Consider the following 18,350-nt stretch of genomic DNA (forward strand, 5'->3'; position numbering starts at 1 on the left):
CGGTGGTTGTGGAGCCACTATGCTGTTCTGGACAGAGAAAAAGTAAAGTTGTCGGGTACTGAGCAACGTGAGGCTCTGGAAGTTAATACCTTCATAAATGTTCCCAAGAATTGTTGATGACACCGAAATACAGTCAAAGGTTTCTTACAGTAAAACGATATAAATTAACATTAGATAAAACTAATAAACATTTATCCTTTCGAGTATTTCTCGCTCCCTATAGGAGTTCCAGGCGATCCTTTCGGGACGCTCTCTGAACTCCGAATACCCATATCTAACACATAAATTATTCAAAAAACTTACCCATTCTTGATCAGGATAGTCAGCCCCGACCCAGTTATCTCTCGCCTGTACTTGATCAAACCAAGGGGAAAGGGGATATTTCTCGAATCCTTCGGAAGTATCCCCCCAATCAGGATTGGAGTCAGAATAGGGTACTATTTTTGAGGACCTATAGTAAGTAGATGTCAAAGGAATTGCTATTACAAAATCCTTTTTGCTCCAAATAATTCGCTCTTTGCCTCTGATCTTTATAGGTATGCCTACATCAAATTCATAATAATACCCGTTCTCAGCGACAATATCTAATATTATTACTTCAGTATCATCTGGAGTCAATGAGAAGAATTCAAATTCTCGCCTTTTCGCATTAGGTAGACTAGGGACTTGCCCCTCATCTAAATATAGCGTGAATTCGCTATCAATATAGCTAGCGCACACAATCTGCTGGGATTTTCCAGAAAGACTCCCGTAAAAGTATCTAGGCAGCCCGCCCCCACCTATGCCATCTTTTGGCGATACATAAGATATAGTGTTATCAGGAAGCTTAAAGCGAGATTTCAGTCTTATAAATGCAAATGGGGCTATCTTTATAGAGCCTTTGTCGGCCATATTCTCAAAGCTAATATGTATTGATTTATTACTTTTTAGTATCCTACCATTGTCCTGATAATCTTCGAGTGTTCTCTCTGGAGAAAAGTCCAGCAATACACCATCTCCAAATCCGTAGGAGTCAAAGTCAACCTTTATAAATTTATGCAAAAGCATTCCTGATAGTAAATTCCCAATTATAGGGATAGAGAATAAGCTAAGCAGAATAGAAGCTAACTCCATATTGTCACCCCTCCAACGCCAGCTTATCCACGTCATTCAGCAACGGCACGCCCGCCGGGTACTCGCCCGTAAAGCACGCCCCGCACAGGCCCTGGCCCCCGATGGCTTCACGCAGCCCACCTTCGCTGATAAAGGCGAGGGTGTCGGCCCCGATCAGGTCGCGGATTTCGTCCACGCTGTGCGTACTGGCAACCAGTTCTTTGCGGGCGGCGGTGTCGATGCCGTAAAAGCACGGGTGGGTAATGGGCGGGCTGCTGACGCGGAAGTGAACTTCGGTGGCCCCGGCCTCGCGCAGCAGGTTCACGATCTGGCGGCTGGTGGTGCCGCGCACGATGGAGTCGTCCACCAGCACCACGCGCTTACCGCGAATGGCCGAGGTGGGCGACAGCTTCATCTTGACCTTCAGTTCGCGGGCTTCCTGGGTGGGCGCGATAAAGGTGCGGCCCGCGTAGGGGTTCTTGTACAGGCCGTAGTCGAAGGGAATGCCGCTCTCGCGGGCGTAGCCGATGGCGGCCCCGATGCCGGAGTCGGGCACCGGCACGACCACGTCGGCGTCCACCGGCTTTTCGCGGGCCAGCTGCTCGCCCATGCGCAGGCGGCTTTCGTGGACATCCACCCCGTCCAGCTGGCTGTCCGAGCGGGCAAAGTAAATCCACTCGAACGAGCAGGGCGTGGGCTGAGCAGGCTCCACCATCAGCGAATGCAGGCCCTGGTCGTCAATGCTGACCAGCTCGCCAGGCTGCACGTCGCGCAGCAACCGGGCACCCACCGCGTACAGGGCGCATGGCTCAGAGGCCAGCACATAGGCCCCGTCCTCGCGCTGCCCCAGCACCAGCGGACGCACACCGTTGGGGTCGCGGAAACCGATCAGCTGGCTGCGGCTCATCAGCACGCAGGCGTAGCCGCCCTGAAGGCGCTGCATGGCGTGGGCCGCCGCTTCCACCAGGTCCTTGCTGCTCTCGCGGGCAATCAGGTTCAGCATCACTTCGGAGTCGTTGGTGGTCTGAAAGAGTGCGCCTTCTTCCAGCATCTCGGCGCGGACTTCCAGCGCGTTCACAAAGTTGCCGTTGTGCGCAAAGCCCAGAATGCCCTTGTTGGTGCGGGTGTTCAGCGGCTGAGCGTTGAAGCGCAGGTTGGAGCCGGTGGTGGAGTAGCGCACGTGCCCGATGCCCACGCGGGCGTCCGGCAAGCTGAACGACGCCATCCGCTCCGGGGTGAACACCTGCGTGACCAGACCCAGGTCCTTTTCTATGTGCAGCTTTTCGCCGTTGCTCACGCAGATTCCGGCGGCTTCCTGGCCCCGGTGTTGTAGGGCGAACAGGCCCAGGTAGGTGATCCAGGCCAGGTCCTGCGGCTGGGGCGAATAGATGCCGAATACGCCGCACTCGTCTTGAGGTTTGTCGGTGGTGGAATCAAAAATCATGCTGAAGCTCCTGCTGGGGGCGCGGGGGACCGCTGGGGCGCGGAGTGGAGAACCTGAAAGGGAGAGCGTGGGGCGGGCAGGCACTCAGGCCAGAATGTCGCGCAGGGGCTGGCTGTGCGCCTGCTTGAGGGCCGCCGTGCTGACGCTGAAGTTTAGGCTGTGCTGCGGCAGGGCAAAGGTGAGGCGCTCGCCGCTCTCCTCGCTGACCGTGCCCAGCAAACGGCAAGGCACGCCCAGTTCGCTCAGGCGGGCTTCGGCGGCAGTTTCCCGGCCCAGCGGCACGGCCACCAGCACGCTGGAATGGGTTTCCCCGAACAGCAGCGCGTCCGCGCGGGTCTCGGCGGGTGCGTCGAGGGTGATGCCCGCGCCCTGGGTGCCGCCCAGCAGCATCTCGGCCACGGCCACGCCCAGCCCACCTTCGGCGGTGTCGTGGGCGGCGGCGGCGAGACCCTCGCGAATCAGGGCCAGGGTGCCGTCAATGACTTTGCGGTGCAGCTCCAGGTCCAGCGCGGGCACCTGACCCGCTTCCAAGCCATGCACCGTTCCCAGGTACTGGCTGGCCCCGATGCCCTGGCCCAGTTCGCCCAGCAGGTAGAGGCTATGCGGGCCAGCGGGGATGTGCTGGCCCACATGCCGGGTCACGTCCGGCAGCACGCCCACCATGCCAATGGTCGGGGTGGGGTGAATCGCCACTTTCTGGTCACCTTCTACGTACTGGTTGTACAGGCTCACGTTGCCGCCGGTCACGGGAGTATTCAGGGCGCGGCAGGCGTCGGCAATGCCCTGCACCGACTGCTGAAGCTGGTAGTACACGCCCAGGTCGTGCGGGTTGCCGAAGTTGAGGTTGTCGGTGATCGCCAGTGGAGTCGCGCCCACGCAGGCCAGGTTGCGGGCCGCTTCGGCCACGGCGGCAGCGGCCCCGGTGTAGGGGTCCAGATACACGAAGCGGGGATTGCAGTCGCTGGTGGCTGCCACGCCGATTTGCGTGCCACGCACGCGCATCACGGCGGCGTCGGCGGCTCCGGGCACCACCACGGTGTTGGTCATGACTTGGTGGTCGTAGCGCTCGAAGATGGGTTTCTTGCTGGCAATGGTGGGGTGAGAGAGCAGCGTGGTCAGCACTGCGCCCAGGTCGGCGGGCATCTCTACACCGCTGAGGTCCATTTCGCGCTTGGCGATGATGTCAGGGTTCTCCACGCCTTCGCGGGTGTACTTGGGGGCTTCGTTCAGCAGGTCTACGGGGAGGTCACACACCACTTCGCCGTCCCAGACCAGGCGGTAGTTCTGATGGTCTTCCACCTGCCCGATGTTCACCACGTCCAACTCCCACTTGGCAAGCAGGTCATACAGCTCCTGCTCCTTGCCGGGCACGGGCACCAGAATCATGCGCTCCTGCGACTCGCTCAGGCACAGCTCCATTGGCACCATGCCGGTTTCGCGGGTAGGCACGTCGTTCAGGTTCATGCTGATGCCCAGGCCCGCGCGGTAGGCCATCTCACAGGTACTGGACACCAGACCCGCCGCGCCCATGTCCTGCACGCCCGCCACCAGCCCGGCCTGAATCGCTTCCAGGGTGGCTTCCAGCAGCAGTTTTTCCATGAAGGGGTCGCCTACCTGCACGGCGGGGCGGTCCGCCTGAGACGCGGCGCTCAGGTCGGCGCTGGAGAACACGGCCCCGCCCAGCCCGTCGCGGCCCGTCTTGGAACCGACGTAGATAATCTGGTTGCCCACTTCGCCCATCGTGCCAGTGGCAAGGTCTTCGTGCCGCAGCAGGCCCAGCGCCATCACGTTGACCAGAGGGTTTTCCTGATAGCTGGGGTGGAAAATGGTTTCGCCGCCCACTGTGGGCACGCCAATCGCATTGCCGTAGTGCGAGATGCCGTCCACCACGCCGTTCAGCAGAAAGCGGGTGCGGGGGCTTTCGGGGTCGCCAAAGCGCAGGCTGTCCAGCACCGCAAAGGGCCGCGCCCCCATCGCAAAGATGTCGCGCAGAATACCGCCTACGCCCGTCGCCGCGCCCTGCACAGGTTCCACGGCGGAGGGGTGGTTGTGTGATTCCATCTTGAAGGCCACGCCGTAGCCCCCCCCAATATCAATCACACCCGCGTTTTCGCCGGGGCCTTGCAGCACCTGGGGACCTTCGGTGGGAAACGCCTTGAAGAGGGGACGGCTGTTCTTGTAGCCGCAGTGCTCAGACCACATCGCGCCCACGATGGCGGCTTCCAGCGCGTTGGGCTCGCGTCCGATACGCTCTACGAGGATGTCGAATTCTTCGGTGGAAAGGCCGAAGGTGGCGGCTTGGTCACGTAAGTGTTGGGTGGGTTGGGTCATGGGGTTTGCTCCTAAACGGGATGAACAGGATGAGGAAACTGTGCCGAGATTCGACTGCGAGTAAAGGCCATTAGGTCAATAAGCTCCACAATTCCAGATGCTGCGCTTTCGTCTGATTTGCGGGTAAGCTGGGCATTGTCGTAGGGAAGTGACAAACGGATGTCAGAAGTCATCAAAATCTTGGCTTTCAGTCCTTCAAAAGCCAGTTCCATAAAATCTAGAATTGCCTTTTTAGGATCGTTGGGCAAACAGGAATTCCACTCAAGAGAATTGAATTTTTCCTGGATTTCCTTTCCCTTCTTGCCTTTAAGGTCCAATCCAATATTCACAAAGTAGTTAGCAACGCCCTCAAAATAGACGGCATACCACGCGGGGGATTTGCCCCAAACATCTGCTACGCGAAATTTTTCTTCCGGAATAAGACTGAGGAGTCTGTAAAGTTCCGCAAATTCAAGCCAAATCTGCTCAATCAACATCTTCTTTATGGGAAGAGGACGGCTATTTGGCCTGTCAAGGCTAGAGCTCACGCTGCCGCCTCCAGTATCAGCTTGACCGCCGTTTCCACCAGCTTTGCGTCAAAGGTGACGAAGCGTAAGCTAATGCTTTGGCGTAGGGCGAGGGTATCAACGTAAGAAGGCTGCATCTTCATCCCCTCTCCCCTTCGCTTACTTCGCCTTGAGCGACTCGAACACACCCCGTCCGTCCTCACTGCCCAGCAGCAGTTCCACGGCCCGCTCGGGGTGGGGCATCATGCCCAGCACGTTGCCACCTTCGTTCACGATGCCCGCAATGTCGTTGAGGCTGCCGTTGGGGTTGTCCTTGTAGCGGAATACCACGCGGCCCTCGGTTTCCAGGCGACCAATGGTTTCGGCGTCGGCGTAGTAGTTGCCCTCACCGTGCGCGATGGGAATCTCAATCACTTGACCCTTGTCGTAGGCGCGGCTGAAGGCGGTGTCGGCATTTTCCACCACCAGATGCACGGGAGCGCAGTGGAAGTGCAGGTCACGGTTGCGGCTGAGCGCTCCTGGCAGCAGGCCCGCTTCGGTCAGCACCTGAAAACCATTGCACACGCCCAGCACGTAGCCGCCCGCTTCAGCGTGGGCGCCCACCGCCTTCATGATGGGGCTACGAGCGGCAATTGCACCGCTGCGCAGGTGGTCGCCGTAGGAAAAGCCGCCGGGAATGAACACCAGCTCGGTGCCTTCCGGCAGCTCGGTTTCGGTGTGCCAGACGAACTGCGCGTCCCCGTCCAGCAGCAACTTGGCGGCTTCCAGCGCGTCGGTGTCGCAGTTGGAGCCGGGAAATTGGATAACGGCGGTTTTCATGCCTCGGTGAGCTCCCAGCGGGCGTCTTCCATGATGGGGTTGCTCAGCACGTTTTCCACGATGTCCTTGAGTTGCGCTTCGACTTCGGCCTTCTCGCCGCTGAGGTTCAGTTCGATGTACTTACCGATGCGCACGCTGCCCACGTTCTCGTGGTTCAGGTGGCTCAGGGCGCGTTCGACGGTGCGGCCCTGTGGGTCGAGGATGGAAGGCTTGAGGGTCACGTACACTTTGGCGTTGTATTGAGGCATTGAGGACTCCTTCGGAAGTTGTCTGAGGGTCAAAAGGTCTAAGGGTCTAAGCTGCTGGGGCGGTCATTTGGTCTGGTCTTGAAATGAGCCAAGGGTCTAAACATTCGGTTTGCCCGACTTAGACCCTTTGACTCCTAGACCCTTAGACCTGCGCAGTCACGCGCCGCAGCATCTCGGCATACGCCTCGGCCTCGCCGCCCAGGTCGCGGCGGAAGCGGTCTTTGTCCAGCCGCTCGCCGGTCTGGGCGTCCCAGAAGCGGCAAGTGTCGGGGCTGATTTCGTCGGCTAGGACGATCTCGCCACTCGGCAGCTTGCCGAATTCCAGCTTAAAATCAATCAGGCGCACGCCGCGCTGCTCGAAATAGGGCGTCAGAAAGTCGCGCACCTTCAGGGCCAGTTCGCGGATGCGGGCCAGGTCTTCTTCACTGGCCCAGCCCAGGGCCACGGCGGTGTCAGTGTTGATCAGCGGATCGCCCAGGGCGTCAGACTTGTAGCAGTACTCCACCACCGGGCGGGCTAGAGGCTCCCCTTCTTCCAGGCCCAGGCGCTTGCAAAAGCTGCCAGCGGCGACATTGCGCACAATCACTTCCACCGGCACGATGGTCACGGCCTTGACACGCTGCTCGGTATCCGACAGCTGCTCGATAAAGTGGGTGGGCACGCCGGCCTGCTCCAGCAGGGGAAAGAGGTGTGCGGTCATCGCATTGTTGACAGCACCCTTGCCCGCCCAGCTGCCGCGCTTCTGGGCATTAAACGCAGTGGCGTCGTCCTTGTACTGCACGCGGTATTCGGCAGGGTTCGCAGTGGCAAAGACCTTTTTGGCCTTGCCTTCGTACAAGGGCGCACTGGTGTTCGGGGACGCGGTATTCATAGGGCCTCCATCGCCGTCTCTCGGACGGGCTTACCGCCGCAGGCTCCTGGTGGGGTGCCGGGCGGGGCATCTCGCAGGATGCGGACAGAATTCGGGGTCTGGCTGCTTCCCTCTTTGGGGGTTGCACATCAGATTAACGCAAACCGGGAGCGCAAAGAGGGCGCGGCGTCCCTTGCCCGCAGGCCACCGTGCGCCGCACCCCTGCACTTCTGCCATGCTGAGCGGCATGATTGACACCCACTGTCACCTGGACTATTTGGACGACCCGGCGGGCGCACGCGGCGAGCTGGGCCTGAGCGGCATGGTCTGCATCGGTGCGGGCGTCCAACATGCCCACAATGCCGTCGCCCTGGCCGAGCAGTTCCCGGACGTCTGGGCCACCGTGGGCATTCATCCCACCGGCACCGAAGACGACACCCCAGAGAACCGCGCCGAGCTGGAGCGGCTGGCCCGCCACGAGCGGGTGGTGGGCATCGGGGAAAGCGGGCTGGATGACTACTGGGACGCCGGACAGCGACCGCAGCAGCTGGCCGCGCTGGAGTGGCAACTGGACCTGGCCGCCCGGCTAGGCAAGCCGCTGGTGATCCACGTGCGCGACAAAAAGGGCGAGGGCAGCGCGGCGCGGGGCCTGCTGGACGTGCTTCCGAGCTGGCCGCAGGTGCAGCTGATTCTGCACTGCTTTTCGGGACACCGGGACCTGCTGGCGTACGGCATAGAGCGGGGCTGTTACTTCGGGTTTGCGGGCAACGTGACCTACAAGAACGCCCCAGAGATCCAGGCGGCGACCCGCGAGGTGCCGCTGGACCGGCTGCTGCTCGAAACCGACGCCCCTTTTCTGGCCCCGGTGCCCAAGCGCGGCAAACCCAACCGGCCCGGCTATGTCCGGCACACGCTGGATGTCGTCGCCGGCCTGCGCGGGCTGGATGCCGCCGAGCTGGAGAAGCAGACCGACCAGAACGCGCAGCGGGTCTATAGGCTGACTCCGCCTTCCAACTGACCTTGCGCCTCACCTGGCCCTGTCCCTCAATCGCTCAGGGGCTGCCACAGCCGAGGTCAAAGGCGGTCAACTCAAGTTTGGAAAAGATTGGAATGGACCGCCATCTATGTACCTCACACTACAAAAATCCAGCATAATTATGAGTATTCTTCAAGCAGCATTAAGTAATTCAGGTGCTACGCGCAAGCGGGCCAACCCAGGGGGGGTGATGTTGTGGAAAGGTTCCACAGCTGGGCCAAAGACCAAACATTCTTAAATTCGACTTTGAGGTTGTATATGACCCTAGCTGGTACTTTCCACAATCAGGATTTCTCACAGGCACTCAGTAGCGTCAAAGCCCAGACCGGCATCCTGGCGCTCAAAAATTTGGCGAGTGAAGCCCGCATGTGTCTGCACCTCAGCAATGCGCGGGTGCAGGCCGTCTTCGTCAATGGCCGGCCCCTGCGCTGTAGCGACGAGGCCCGGCGTTTGTTGCTGCGCCAGTTCAGTGAGCCCGCCAGCAGCATTCAGTTTGAGCAGGCGCTGCCCGAAGACCTCCGCAAGGGCCTGGACATTTCTCTAGAAGGCCTGCTGGCCGACGCCCCTGAGCCCTGCACCGGTGCATCTACAGGACTCCTGCAGAGAATGCGTCAGCGATTTGCTCGCGTGACCAGCCCAAGCTGAGCATTACCAGCAGCAGGATGCGCGCCTTGTGGGCGTTGAGGAAGCTGGCGGGAATGGCCCCGGCGTCCTGCAAGGTGGCCCCACCGCCAGCGTAGCCATACGCCGGAATCACGGCCCCGGCGTCGGTGCGGGTAGCCAGGACCACCGGCTTGCCGCTTTCCTGCACCCCGGCCACCAGCGGGAGCAGTTCGGCAGGCAGGTTGCCCGCACCCAGCGCGGCAATGACCAGCCCATCGGCGCGGGCCAGGGCTTCGGCAAAGCCTTCGCCTTCCCAGCCCGCATAGGCATACAGGATTTCCACGCGGGCATTCAGGGCTGCTGGCCGGTACACTGGGCGCTCCTCAGGCCGGGCGAAATAACGCACATGGTTGCGGCCTTCAAGCCGGTCTATCCGTCCGATGGGGCCAGGGTAGCCGCCAAATGCGTCAATGGCCGTGGAGTGAACTTTGGTCACGGTGCGGGCGTCAAAAATGTCACCGCCGAACACCACCAGCGGACCCCGCCCCCGCGTCTCGGGGTCCAGGGCCACGCCCGCCGCGTCCAGCAGGTTGCCGGGGCCGTCCCAGGACGCTTCGGCCTGGTGACGCATGGAGCCGGTCAGCACCACCGGCACCGGGGTGTCCACCAGCAGGTGCAGCGCGTAGGCGGTTTCTTCGAGCGTATCGGTGCCGTGCGTGACCACGATGCCGTCCGATTCGGGGGCCACCTCTTCTATCAGCCGCGCCAGCTCCAGCATGTGCCGGGGTTTGATGTGAGGACTGGGCAGGGTAAACGGCATCCGGTCCTGTATCTCGACCCCGGCCAGTTCCGGCAGGCCCGGTGCGCCCTGCGGCGTCACCCCGTGCCCTCCTCCCGCCTGCGGGCGACTGGCGATGGTCCCGCCTGTATGAATCACCGTCAGGCGTGGCTTTTGGGCCGAGTGGGCAGCATGCGAACTGGAAAGCAGCGACATGGCCAAAGTGTAACGGGGCAGGCGACTGCTCTGGCCTGCCCCGTCCCCGCTCTCACCACGCGACTTTATTCTTCTCGGGCGTTCTCAATCAGTTGCAGGGCCCCCTGGCTCAGCATGTCTTCGGCCAGCTCAGCGCCCAGGTCAGCGCACTCACTGGCGTCGCCGCTGGTGGTGGCCTTGATCACCTCGGAACCGTCCACGGCCCCCACCCAGCCTTCCAGGGTCAGCAGGTCGCCCTTGACCGTGGCAAACGCACCCACCGGGGCCAGGCAGCCAGCGCCCAGGCCCGCCAGGAACTCGCGCTCGGCGGTGATGCGGTCATCGGTCACGGCGTCGTTGATGGCGTAGGCCACCTCCGCGATCAGGTCGTCATCGGCGCGGACTTCCAGCGCCAGGGCACCCTGACCGGGGGCCGGCAACAAGATGTCGGTGGGCACGAACTCGTCGGCGCGGTGGCGCTGGTCGGTGCGAATCAGCCCGGCTCCGGCCAAAATCACGGCGTCGTAGTCGTCCGTTGCCACAGCCGCCATCCGGGTCTCGATATTGCCGCGCACCGGAATCACTTGCAGGTCTGGCCGGAACGCCTTGAGGAAGGCCCGCCGCCGCACCGAGCTGGTGCCGATGCGGGCTCCTTCGGGCAGTGCGGCCAGCGACTTGAAGCCTTCGGCGCCGACCAGCACGTCACGGGCGTCGGCCCGCTTGGGAATAGAGGCAATCTCTAGGCCCTCGGTTTGCTCGGTGGGCAAGTCCTTGAGCGAATGGACGGCAATGTCAATGCTTTTGGCCAGCAGGGCGTCCTGAATCTCCTTGATCCAGAAGCCTTTGTCGCCAGCCTTTGCCATGCTCTGCAAACTGGCGCGGTTCTTGTCACCTTTGGTGGTGATGGTCTGGATTCTGAATTCGGTCTCGGGCCACTGCTCCTTGAGTCTTTCGACCACCCAGCGGGTCTGGGAAAGGGCGAGCGTGCTGCCACGGGTGCCGACGGTTACGGTACGCACAGGCCGCAGTATAGAGGGCACCCGCAGCCGGTGCGAACCTACACCACATCCACCTATTCCCGCCAGATGGCCCACATGGGCGAATCGAGCTGGTCCATCTGTTCCGCGCTGCGCCCACCTTGCCGCAGCAAGCTCATGATCTGGCCCCGGTGGTGGCTGTCATGAACGATGATGTGCTGCAGAAAGTGGGCAGGGTGGGCCTGATAGGTGCCTTCGCCGTGCGGGTCGGGAAAGGTGCGGCCTTCCGCCACCGCCAACTGCACCGCCCGCAGCGCGGCTTCGTCGCCCAGGCGAAAAGCCTCAGCCAACGTAGGCAGGTCAGCCGACAGCTCAAAGTGCTGCCAGTCGCCGCTGACGACTTCGGGGAGCCCCTCCGCGTCGGCGGGCGAAATCACCGACAGCCAACCGGGGCGAAAGTAGGCGAGGTGGCCCAGGTGCTGCCCCACGGTCCAGCCGCCGCGCCCGTCCGAGAGGCCGAGGTCATCCGGGGTCAGGGCGGCGAGCAGCGCCGCATTGACGCGGCCATTGCGGCGGAAGGACTCCAGTGTCAGGTCGGGAATGGTCATGTTCGTTCTCCTGGTCGTTGATATGGAATAGGGCCGATTTGGAAAGGGCGGAGCTTTACTGCCGCAGGAGGGTCCAGAGTTCTTCCAACTCGGTCATCCGCTCCTTGCTGCGGCCATTCATTCGCAGCAGCGCCATGATCTGCCCCCAGTGGTGACTGTCGTGGATGACAATGTAGGACAGAAACTGGGCTGGGTTGGATGGAAAGGCAGTTGCGGCGTAGGGGTCGGCGAACGGCTTGCCCGCCTGAACGTGGGCCTGTACGGCCTTCAGCACGGCCCGGTCACCCGCCGTGAGCATGGCCCGCACCTCTGCCGGGCCCCTGGCTTGCCACTCCCACAGGTTCACACCGCCCGCCAAGTTTTGAAGCTCAGAGGCATGTTCAGGCGATAGACCTATGTCCAGCAGCCAACCTCCACGCGCCGAAGCCATGTGGCTCAGCAGTTGCAGGGCAGTGTCACCGCCCCGCCCATCCGAAAGCGTCAGGTCGGCGTCAGTCAGGTGATCCAGCAGGAAGTCGTTCACGCGCGCGTTGCGGGCAAAGGTTTCGAGGAGTTGGTCAGGAATGAGATTGGTCATCGTCAGCCTCCTTTGAATCCAAGGCTAGAGCCGATTTATGACAGAACGCGTCGCAATTTGTGCGGAGTCGTGCGGCTAGGCTCTGCGTTTGCTGGCCCCGACAAAGCTGGCCGCCGCCTGAGCCAGCGCTGGAAAATGCTCGGCGTGGATGCCCGGCACCGTGACCCACTCGCGCAGCACGCGCCGCCCGGATGGGTTGGCCTGCCTCGTGCCCGGCAGCCCCATGGCCTGGGCGTGGGCTTCTGGCGACAGTTTGAAGGTCACATCGTCAGTGTGAACAATCAAAAAGACCTTGCCGCGTACCTTCAGGCACGCAGAGCCAAAGATGCGGCCCGGCTGCACATCGGGGTCGGCAGCAAAGGGAGCGGCAATGCGGTCAAGAAGCGTGTCAGTCATGGTTTTTCCTGCCGCCCATTCACAAAAGCCGCTGAGCTGCGCCCCGAGTCCACGGCGTTCAGGTAAAACAGCAAATCCAGTTGCGGGGGCCTGATGCCCTGCACCCGCAGCAGTGCGGCAATCTGCGCGGTGTGCCTGACTTCGAGGAGCAGCACATGCCACAGCAGCCCGCCCTGCCGGAAGTGCTGGTGGCCCGGCGGCCAGTCCTCGACGGTCACCACGCGCTCTGGGTCGGCAGCCAGCGCGGGCAGGTGCCTCAGCGTGTCTCCCTCCACCGCCTGCCAGTAGGCCAGCAGCTTTGCCAGCGGCACATCGGCGTAAAAGTCGCGGCCCCGCAAGTCAGTAGAGCCGTCCTGCACGGGCGGCACGCGCAACAGGTCGCCGTGAATCCAGCCGTCCTCGACTTCAGCGATGTGAAACACGAGGTCTTTGATGCAGCGGAAGCGTTCGCCGTCCAGCAGGTTGTTGCTCAGCGCGTCGTCTGGCGCGGCTTCCAGTGTGGCCCAGAGGTCGCGGCGAGTCTCGGTCAGGTAGACGTACAGGTCGGGAATGTTCATATTGACCTCTGAAAAATGAGTTCGAGTACGAGCTAGACGGCAGCGAGGTGCTGCATAGCGCTCTTTTCCACCACCGAGAGTTCTCTTAACCTTTCGGCAGCTTGCAGAATGTCCTGACGTTCACCTGTCTGCGCCACCTGCTCGAACAGAGCACTGATTTCAGACCAATTCTGGGCAATAGCTACAAATTCTGCGTGCGCCGCCCCGATGGGTTCTGCGCCCGTCAGTTCGGCGGCTTCCAGCAGAAAATCCCGGTACAGATTCCTGAACAGTGCGCCGCCCGTGCCCGCCCGCTCCATCAGCGTGGCGGCTGCCGCAAATTCGGTTCTGTCATCTGTGCGGTCAAACCACTTCACGATTTCACGGCTGGCTTTTTCAATGCCCTGGTAGCCCAGGTTTTTGATGGGTGGCTGAAGATATTCCGCTGCATTTGACCGGATGGCTGCCCTGACTGCCCGCTCAAGCGCCTGGGCCGTATGGCCCTCCGGGGCGCATTTTTCCAGGGTGTACCACAGGTTTCTGGACGACATCGGCCCCCGTTCGTTGCGGGCGCGCTCCAGACTCTGCAGCGAGGTGACGACCTGCGACCCCTGCTGCACGGTGTCTACCAGAAAGGCGCTCTGTTCGTTGTAGCCGAGAATGGCGACATAATGCCCGGCGAAGTGAATGGGGTCGGTGAAGTAGTCCAGGTGAAAACAATCGAGTTTCAGGCCCACCGCTTTTCCTGCATCAAGCAGACTTTTCACGCCCTCCCAGGCCTTCGTTCTGGATGACGTTTCCTGCACCCTGAGCTCCATCCCCAGATGGTGAGCGATGTTGGCCGTCAGGAGGTCAGGCTTGATGCGTCCGCCGATGAACGGAAAAGGCATGGTTTTCATGTTCCAGAACACGAATCCTAACCCCTGACCCAGACCGAATAGCATGGGTTCACTCAGGTGGGTGCCGAGTTGCCCCAGGAGGGTGCCCGTGGCCGTGGTTTCGCAGTGCTGGCCGATGAAGGGACTGGCATTCACGCGCACAGGGTTCACTTTCACAGGGCGTTACTCCGAAAGGTCGTAGCTCAGCGTGTACTGATGCACCCCGCTTGCAATGTCTAGGTGCAGCGTGCCGCTGATGCCCGCCAGTTCGCCCGTGCCGGACGCCGGAACCATCTCGTAGCGCAGCGTGGTCTGGCCCGCGTGCATGGTGCCATACTGGTGAAAGGCAAAACTGCCGCGCCTGCCCGCCAGTTCGCCCTCAAAGACTTCCAGCACGGTATAGGCCGCCGTGCCGCTTTTCGGGTCGCCCACCGAGAGCAGTTCGCCCGTGCCTGTGCCGCTCAGGTCGCCCTCCCAGATTTTGGAAAACGACATGCGGCCCAGTTGCGGGCTGGTGGTTTCTTCGGGCTGCATCCTGATTTGACAGGTGCCTTTGGCGGTGTGGGTCATGGGTTCTCCAGAGTGAAAGGGGGCGATTTACTGGGTCAATTCCATCAGCCGGGCGTAGGCTTCAGGGTCTTGCCGGGTGTGCAGGGTCAGCCAGGCTTCGCCCACCTCAGGCGTCATCACATCCATCATCTGCATGGTCGCTGCTGCGAAATGCACCGGGGCCGTGCCCGAAGCCGTGACCAACTTGCCGCTTTGCACAGCGGGCTGCGCCTGGTAGTGCCGCTCGCCCTGGTAATGGGGAGCCAGGTACTTCAGCGCCCCCAGGTCGTTGCTGGTATGTGGGCAATTATCCAGAAATCTCGCTTCAGCCAGGGCAATCGTCGCGCCGCAAATGGCGGCCACTGGAACACCCGCCGCCAGAAATTCAGCCGTCAGGTCAAGGATGGCGGAGTGCCGTTCTTCCGCCCAGGTGTCTGCACCGGGCAAGATCAGTAAGCTGCTGTTCTCCGGGCGTAGTTGCTGAACACTCAGGTCGGCACTCACCCGTAGGCCACCCATGCTCTCAACGGCCTCGCCACTGACACTGACAGCCTGCACATCAAATTGTTGATGGCCCTTCAGATACCTGCCCGTGCGGAGCTCAGCGAGCAAGTAGCCGGGCTCCCAGTCGGCGAATGTGTTCTGGATATAGAGGTGAACGGGTTTCATCTTGGTTTCGGCAATCTGAGTCATGGGCTCTCCTCTATCAGTACAAGTACGGTGCTACACCGCCGTGCGTTGGACGTGGTCTGGAGGACGCACGGCAGCGTCAGCCTCCCCCAAATTCACATCAAACTTATTCCTGCGTTACGTCGGCCCGTTCGTAAAAGCCAGGCGGCGTCACACCCAGTTCGCGCAGGTACACAAAGCCCTGAGCGCGGTGGTGAATCTCGTTTTCAATCAGGTATTCCACGCTCTTAAAGGGCGACATCTTGCCGAAGGGCGTGTCCACCGGAGTCAGCCACGTTTCGGCGCTGACTTTGGGGAATTCGGCGGCCAGTTCGCCGGTCTGCTCGTCCCAGCGTTTCAGAATTTCAGCGCGGCTGGGCAGGTTTTTTGTCTGCTCCTCGCCCTCTTCCGTCTGCGGCTTGCCTGTCCGCAGCCAGTTCAGCTGGTAGTCCACCATGTGAGACAGTTCCAGCGTCATCTTGCGAAAGGGGCGCATACCGGGCGCGGCGTGCTGTTCAAAGGCTTCCTCCGGGAAGGCCTCGATGGTGCGGCGGGTCAGGTCACGGTGGCCTTGCCAGTGGGCGAGAAGGGTAGCGGGGGTTTGCAGGGTGATTTCGCTCATTTCTTTTGCCTCCTTATGCCCACAGCGTAAGCGGCATTCCCGTCAGGACGTGACGTATTTGGGCGCTAGACTGAACGCATGTCTGACCTGAAAGTGGTGCTCCATGTCTCCGAAGCTGACCGCTGGCACGCTGCGCTGGGCAACCTCGCCAACCTGACCGCGCTGGATGACCAGCCAGCAGTGCGCGTGGTGGTCAACGGCTCGGCGGTGTACGTCCTGCAAGGCCAGCACGACTGGCTGGGCCACATGGCAAAAGCGGCAGCAAAAGGCGTGACATTTCAGGTCTGCCAGAACTCGCTGAAGGCCCACGACATCGAGCCGGGCACCCTGCCCGAGTGGGCCACCACTGTCCCTAACGGCGTCCTGGCCCTGGCGGAAGCGCAGCAGGGAGGCTTTGCCTACATCAAACCCTGAGGCCTGCAAAGGGCGCGGGCTGTCCAAGAGGCTGAGCGTGATCCCTTAGACACTTAGACACTTAGACTCTTAGACTCTTGGACATTTAGACCCTTGGACATCCCATGACCTATGACCCCTCCCTCCGTGTCCTGACCGTGCTGGAACTGCTCCAGGCGCGCGAGGAAGTCACGGGCGCGGAACTCGCGCGGCGGCTGGAAGTCAGCCCGCGCACGGTGCAGCGGTACGTGATGAAGTTGCAGGATCTGGGCATTCCAGTCGAGGGCAAGCGCGGCGTGGGCGGGGCATACCGCCTGAAACCGGGGTTCCGGTTGCCCCCACTGATGTTCACGGGCGAGGAAGCCCTGAGCCTGGCGCTGGGCCTGCGGGCGCTGAGGCAACTGGGCCTGCACACGCTGGCACCCGCCGCTGAGGCCGCCAGTGCCAAGCTGACGCGCACACTGCCGCACAGCCTGCGCGAAGAGGTGCAGGCGCTGGAGAAGGCCGTGCAGCTTGACGATTCGCCCTGGGTGGTCAGCACCGACGCGGCCACCCTCGCCACACTGCTGCGGGCGGTGCGGGCCAGTCAGGTGGCCGAATTCGCCTACACCTCCAACAAGGGGGCAGCCACGCGCCGCCAGGTGAATGTCTACCGCGTGATGCACGTAGACGGGCGCTGGTACGCGGTGGGCTGGTGCCAGTTGCGGCAGGAAGTGCGCTCTTTCCGCCTGGACCGCATTCGGGAACTGGCCGTGCTGGAGGGAACCTTTACCCCGCCGCAGAACTTTGATGCGCTGGCGTATGTGCGCTCTCATCCCTACGGCCCGCCCATCTACGACATCAGCGTATGGCTGGCCCTGCCTCCGGAACAGCTGCACGGCTACCTGAGCGTGTGGAACACCGAAATCCGCCCCGAAGCAGGCGGCACTCGCATCTGCTGTCAGCGCGAACGGCTGGACTTTTTCGCGTCCTTTTTGCTGACCGTGCCGTGCGATTTCCGCATAGACAGCCCACCGGAACTGCTGAGCGAATTCCGGCGGCTGGGCGAGCGCTGCGCGGCTATGCTCAGGTCAGACCAGGCGCTCCACCGCTGAGCAGCGGCGAGAGTACCCGCGCCACATCCTCTACCGTGTCCACCTTGACCAGTTCGTCCCTGAGTTCGGGATGGTCAGGCAGATATTTGGGCAGCACTTTACGCAGGGGCTTCACCGAGCGCACCCCAAAGCGGTCCTCGCCGTAGAATTCGGCCTGCAATTCGGCGTGGCGCAGCGCGGTGCGGGCACGGGTCTGGGCGCTGGGGTACTGGTCACTGCCGGTGGTGAGTGCCTGAAAGAGCCACGGGTTGCCCACCGCGCCGCGCCCAATCATCACGGCAGCCACGCCGCTGCGCTGACGCTGCCGGGCGAGGTCCAGCGTGGTCACATCACCTGAGCCGATGACTGGAATGCTGACGCTCTCAGCCACCCGCGCAATCGCGTCCCAGTCGGCCTCGCCGGTGTAGCGCTGCTTGGAGGTGCGGCCATGCACGGTGATGATGGCTGCGCCCGCCGCTTCCAGGCCCTGCGCCACTTCCACGGCGCGGTTCTCATCCCAGCCGAGGCGGATTTTGGCGCTCACATCCAGCGCGGTGGCCGACTTCATGGCCCGAATCAGGCCATAAGCGACTTCGGGCGTTTGCAGCAGACAGGCCCCACCCTTGCCGTGGACTTTGGGCACCGGGCAGCCCATGTTCAGGTCAATGGCCGCTGGGGCAAACCACTCTTCAGTGCGCTGCACAGCTGCCGCGAGGTACTCCGGAATCGCCCCGAACAGCTGGACCACCCGCGCCGATTCGCCGGGATAGGGCCGGCCCAGTGTCAGGTCTGGGCCGTCGTGCTCCATCAGGCCACGGGCGCTGATCATTTCACTGACGGTCCACAGCGCCCCCTGCTCGGCGGCCAGCTGACGCATGGGCGCGTCACTGTAACCCGCCATTGGGGCCAGGACTGCACCGGGGCGACTCAAACGGGAAGCGTAAAACCCACTCACAGCTTATACCCTAGTGCATCGTGCTGCGCTGCGGCAGGGCCGAGCCTGCATTTGTACGCGGCAGCCCAGCGCAGTCCTTTGTGTGGAAGGGTTGAAAGAAATGCCAGTCTCCGTCAGGAGTTTGTAGGAAAGGTGGGGGGTATGCTGGGCCTGTTCCTGTCCTGGTCTCCCCCAGCACTAGGCGCGCAAGCGGCGCTCGCTGGCAAACCGGACCG

22 protein-coding genes are annotated in these 18,350 nt (G+C 61.9%); 4 read left to right on the forward strand and 18 right to left on the reverse strand.

Features of this window, described 5'->3' with window-relative positions:
• Positions 1–180 precede the first annotated feature (180 nt).
• The 7 genes from IE158_RS09990 to purC form a co-directional block, all read right to left on the reverse strand.
• The gene (locus IE158_RS09990; RefSeq protein ID WP_189643564.1) at positions 181–1,113 is read right to left on the reverse strand and encodes a hypothetical protein; all 933 of its coding nucleotides are present in this window, start codon (positions 1,111–1,113) and stop codon (positions 181–183) included.
• Positions 1,114–1,117: 4 nt separating this feature from the next.
• Positions 1,118–2,536 carry an amidophosphoribosyltransferase gene (gene purF / locus IE158_RS09995; RefSeq protein ID WP_189643566.1) on the reverse strand — a complete coding sequence of 473 codons (1,419 nt, stop codon included), beginning with the start codon at positions 2,534–2,536 and terminating at the stop codon, positions 1,118–1,120.
• 84 nt (positions 2,537–2,620) lie between these two features.
• A complete protein-coding gene (gene purL, locus IE158_RS10000; RefSeq protein WP_189643568.1) occupies positions 2,621–4,867 on the reverse strand; it encodes a phosphoribosylformylglycinamidine synthase subunit PurL in 2,247 nt (748 codons plus the stop codon).
• Positions 4,868–4,878: 11 nt separating this feature from the next.
• Positions 4,879–5,343 (reverse strand): hypothetical protein, encoded by a 465-nt coding sequence (locus IE158_RS10005; protein WP_189643570.1) that lies wholly within the window; start codon positions 5,341–5,343, stop codon positions 4,879–4,881.
• Between the two features lie 189 nt (positions 5,344–5,532).
• Entirely contained in the window at positions 5,533–6,192 is a 660-nt protein-coding gene (gene purQ / locus IE158_RS10010; protein WP_189643571.1) for a phosphoribosylformylglycinamidine synthase subunit PurQ, read from the reverse strand.
• Positions 6,189–6,440 (reverse strand): phosphoribosylformylglycinamidine synthase subunit PurS, encoded by a 252-nt coding sequence (purS, locus tag IE158_RS10015; protein ID WP_189643573.1) that lies wholly within the window; start codon positions 6,438–6,440, stop codon positions 6,189–6,191. The genes purQ and purS overlap by 4 nt, the downstream gene beginning before the upstream one ends.
• Positions 6,441–6,582: 142 nt before the next feature.
• A complete protein-coding gene (purC, locus tag IE158_RS10020; RefSeq protein WP_189643575.1) occupies positions 6,583–7,311 on the reverse strand; it encodes a phosphoribosylaminoimidazolesuccinocarboxamide synthase in 729 nt (242 codons plus the stop codon).
• 226 nt (positions 7,312–7,537) lie between these two features.
• Between purC and IE158_RS10025 the strand changes: the two genes are divergently transcribed.
• Together IE158_RS10025 and IE158_RS10030 are read left to right on the forward strand one after the other, a co-directional pair.
• A complete protein-coding gene (locus IE158_RS10025) occupies positions 7,538–8,308 on the forward strand; it encodes a TatD family hydrolase (RefSeq protein WP_189643576.1) in 771 nt (256 codons plus the stop codon).
• 276 nt (positions 8,309–8,584) lie between these two features.
• Positions 8,585–8,971, forward strand: a complete 387-nt coding sequence (locus IE158_RS10030; protein WP_189643578.1) for a hypothetical protein — start codon at positions 8,585–8,587, stop codon at positions 8,969–8,971.
• Here IE158_RS10030 and IE158_RS10035 read toward each other — a convergent pair.
• The 10 genes from IE158_RS10035 to IE158_RS10080 form a co-directional block, all read right to left on the reverse strand.
• On the reverse strand, positions 8,913–9,923 hold the full coding sequence (locus IE158_RS10035) for an asparaginase (protein ID WP_189643579.1): 1,011 nt from the start codon (positions 9,921–9,923) through the stop codon (positions 8,913–8,915). The two genes, IE158_RS10030 and IE158_RS10035, sit on opposite strands and share 59 nt — an antisense overlap.
• A gap of 65 nt (positions 9,924–9,988) precedes the next feature.
• Positions 9,989–10,921 (reverse strand): hydroxymethylbilane synthase, encoded by a 933-nt coding sequence (gene hemC, locus IE158_RS10040; RefSeq protein ID WP_189643580.1) that lies wholly within the window; start codon positions 10,919–10,921, stop codon positions 9,989–9,991.
• Positions 10,922–10,974: 53 nt separating this feature from the next.
• On the reverse strand, positions 10,975–11,487 hold the full coding sequence (locus IE158_RS10045) for a DinB family protein (protein WP_189643581.1): 513 nt from the start codon (positions 11,485–11,487) through the stop codon (positions 10,975–10,977).
• A 55-nt stretch (positions 11,488–11,542) separates the two neighbouring features.
• A complete protein-coding gene (locus IE158_RS10050) occupies positions 11,543–12,064 on the reverse strand; it encodes a DinB family protein (protein WP_189643582.1) in 522 nt (173 codons plus the stop codon).
• A gap of 75 nt (positions 12,065–12,139) precedes the next feature.
• The gene (locus tag IE158_RS10055) at positions 12,140–12,460 is read right to left on the reverse strand and encodes an MmcQ/YjbR family DNA-binding protein (protein WP_189643583.1); all 321 of its coding nucleotides are present in this window, start codon (positions 12,458–12,460) and stop codon (positions 12,140–12,142) included.
• On the reverse strand, positions 12,457–13,017 hold the full coding sequence (locus tag IE158_RS10060) for a DinB family protein (RefSeq protein ID WP_189643584.1): 561 nt from the start codon (positions 13,015–13,017) through the stop codon (positions 12,457–12,459). The genes IE158_RS10055 and IE158_RS10060 overlap by 4 nt, the downstream gene beginning before the upstream one ends.
• 32 nt (positions 13,018–13,049) lie before the next feature.
• Positions 13,050–14,051 (reverse strand): BtrH N-terminal domain-containing protein, encoded by a 1,002-nt coding sequence (locus tag IE158_RS10065; protein ID WP_229839051.1) that lies wholly within the window; start codon positions 14,049–14,051, stop codon positions 13,050–13,052.
• 6 nt (positions 14,052–14,057) lie between these two features.
• Complete coding sequence (locus IE158_RS10070) at positions 14,058–14,444, reverse strand: DUF3224 domain-containing protein (RefSeq protein WP_189643585.1); 387 nt, start codon at positions 14,442–14,444, stop codon at positions 14,058–14,060.
• 27 nt (positions 14,445–14,471) lie between these two features.
• On the reverse strand, positions 14,472–15,116 hold the full coding sequence (locus IE158_RS10075) for a type 1 glutamine amidotransferase family protein (RefSeq protein WP_189643586.1): 645 nt from the start codon (positions 15,114–15,116) through the stop codon (positions 14,472–14,474).
• Positions 15,117–15,219: 103 nt separating this feature from the next.
• On the reverse strand, positions 15,220–15,714 hold the full coding sequence (locus tag IE158_RS10080) for a DinB family protein (RefSeq protein WP_189643587.1): 495 nt from the start codon (positions 15,712–15,714) through the stop codon (positions 15,220–15,222).
• A 78-nt stretch (positions 15,715–15,792) separates the two neighbouring features.
• Here IE158_RS10080 and IE158_RS10085 point away from each other — a divergent pair, with 78 nt between their 5' ends.
• Together IE158_RS10085 and IE158_RS10090 are read left to right on the forward strand one after the other, a co-directional pair.
• Complete coding sequence (locus IE158_RS10085; protein ID WP_189643588.1) at positions 15,793–16,128, forward strand: DsrE family protein; 336 nt, start codon at positions 15,793–15,795, stop codon at positions 16,126–16,128.
• A gap of 104 nt (positions 16,129–16,232) precedes the next feature.
• Entirely contained in the window at positions 16,233–17,201 is a 969-nt protein-coding gene (locus IE158_RS10090; protein WP_189643589.1) for a helix-turn-helix transcriptional regulator, read from the forward strand.
• Here IE158_RS10090 and IE158_RS10095 read toward each other — a convergent pair.
• Positions 17,173–18,081 carry a tRNA dihydrouridine synthase gene (locus tag IE158_RS10095; RefSeq protein ID WP_229839058.1) on the reverse strand — a complete coding sequence of 303 codons (909 nt, stop codon included), beginning with the start codon at positions 18,079–18,081 and terminating at the stop codon, positions 17,173–17,175. The genes IE158_RS10090 and IE158_RS10095 overlap by 29 nt on opposite strands.
• Between the last annotated feature and the right edge of the window lie 269 nt (positions 18,082–18,350).

This window comes from Deinococcus piscis, assembly GCF_014653275.1.
GTDB lineage: Bacteria > Deinococcota > Deinococci > Deinococcales > Deinococcaceae > Deinococcus > Deinococcus piscis.